Origin of the sequence: Vreelandella maris (assembly GCF_013371085.1) — a bacterium.
Lineage (GTDB): Bacteria > Pseudomonadota > Gammaproteobacteria > Pseudomonadales > Halomonadaceae > Vreelandella > Vreelandella maris.
This window is the reverse complement of the sequence record NZ_JABWCV010000072.1, coordinates 1-1,671: the sequence shown is the minus strand read 5'-3', so window position 1 is coordinate 1,671 and position 1,671 is coordinate 1. Positions and strand designations below refer to the sequence as shown.

At 53.8% G+C, this 1,671-nt stretch carries 2 protein-coding genes; both read left to right on the top strand.

Annotated elements, in window-relative coordinates; translation table 11 throughout:
- On the top strand, positions 1-237 hold a 237-nt coding region (locus HUO07_RS21480; protein WP_176305138.1), incomplete at its 5' end, for a transposase.
- Positions 238-359: 122 nt separating this feature from the next.
- Positions 360-1,565 (top strand): NAD-dependent succinate-semialdehyde dehydrogenase, encoded by a 1,206-nt coding sequence (locus HUO07_RS21475; protein ID WP_176305137.1) that lies wholly within the window; start codon positions 360-362, stop codon positions 1,563-1,565.
- Positions 1,566-1,671: the final 106 nt, after the last annotated feature.

The window sequence follows — 1,671 nt, the reverse complement described above, 5'->3', positions numbered from 1 at the left end:
ATGCGGCCCATCATTCCGCAGCGCCGTATGCATCGACGCCCGAAGCCTGGCCTTCCGCATCAATTTGACCGGCCGAAATATCGTCAGCGTAACGTGGTGGAGCGTCTGTTTGGCTGGTTGATGGAAAAGCGTCGGCTTAATACGCGTTACGACAAGCTGGCCAGTAGTTTCAAGGCCATGGTGACACTGGCTTGCATTGAGCAATGCATGAGAGCCAACTTTTCAGACAGAACCTAGAAACAAGGTCCGGGGTGTCTTGCAGACCCCGGGCCTATTAGCAGCTTCTATAGGAAAGGTTATGAAATTGAATAATATGTCGCTCCTACAGACGGGCTTATTCATTAACTAACGGGAAATGGATGTATGGCGATGAAACATACCCCGTCACCAATCCAGCCAGTGGCTCCACCATTGCAAACGTTTCTAAAGCTGGAAGAGACGAGACTCAGTCTGCAATAGAGGGCGCCCAGACGGCCTTCAGGTCTTGGCGTCGAAAGACGGCAAAAGAACGAAGCAAGATCGTGCGCCGCTGGGGAGAACTCATGCTGGAGAATCAGCATGACCTGGCGACAATCCTTACTACAGAGCAGGGGAAACCCTTCACTGAAGCCCTCGGTGAAGTTGCCTATGCAGCCGGTTTCCTGGAATGGTTCGCCGAAGAGGCCAAGCGTATCTATGGAGATGTGATTCCGAGTCACAAGGCCAACTCGCGTATCTTGGTCACAAAGGAACCCATTGGTGTGGTTGGTGCTATCACGCCCTGGAACTTCCCATTGGCGATGATCACTCGGAAGGCGGCTCCTGCGATTGCCGCCGGCTGCAGCATGGTATTGAAGCCTTCCGAGGAAACCCCGCTTTCTGCTCTGGCATTGGCAACACTGGCCGAGGAGGCGGGTGTACCCGCCGGCGTCTTCAATGTGGTGTCTGGCGATGCACCTGCCATCGGTGGTGCCATTATGGACGCCAAGGTCGTACGCAAACTATCTTTCACCGGCTCTACACAGGTTGGAAAGTTACTAATGCGTCAAGCGGCTGATACCGTCAAGAAGCTTTCACTGGAACTTGGCGGCAATGCTCCCTTTATCGTGTTCGATGATGCCGATGCCGCGGTGCTGGGTGCAATAGCAGCCAAATTCCGCAACACCGGCCAGACCTGTGTCTGTGCGAACCGCTTGTATGTCCAAGATGCTGTCTATGAGGAGTTCACGCGTAAACTGGCCCAAGCCGCTTCGGAACTCAAGGTATCGGAAGGATTCTGTGAGGGAGCGTGCCAAGGACCGCTGATTAATGCGATGGCCCTCGACAAGGTTCAGGCCCATGTTGCTGATGCCGCTGAAAAGGGGGGCGAGATCCTCGCAGGGGGCAAGCCTAGCGAACTCGGCGGCACCTTCTATCCGCCGACGGTGATCGGAAATGCCAATGCCAAGATGATGGTCACTCACGAGGAGACTTTCGGGCCTGTGGCCGCTTGTTATCGGTTCAGCAGCGAAGAGGAAGTCCTTAGTATGGCCAATGAGTCAGATTATGGGCTGTCGGCATATTTTTATTCAGTAAGCGCGCCATAAAACCCATCTACCCACATTAACGTTGGCTGATCACACTGGTGGTCTCTTTAGCATTGGAGATCATCATGAGTCGCGACCTCAATTCCACTCAAGCATTTTGGTTAGG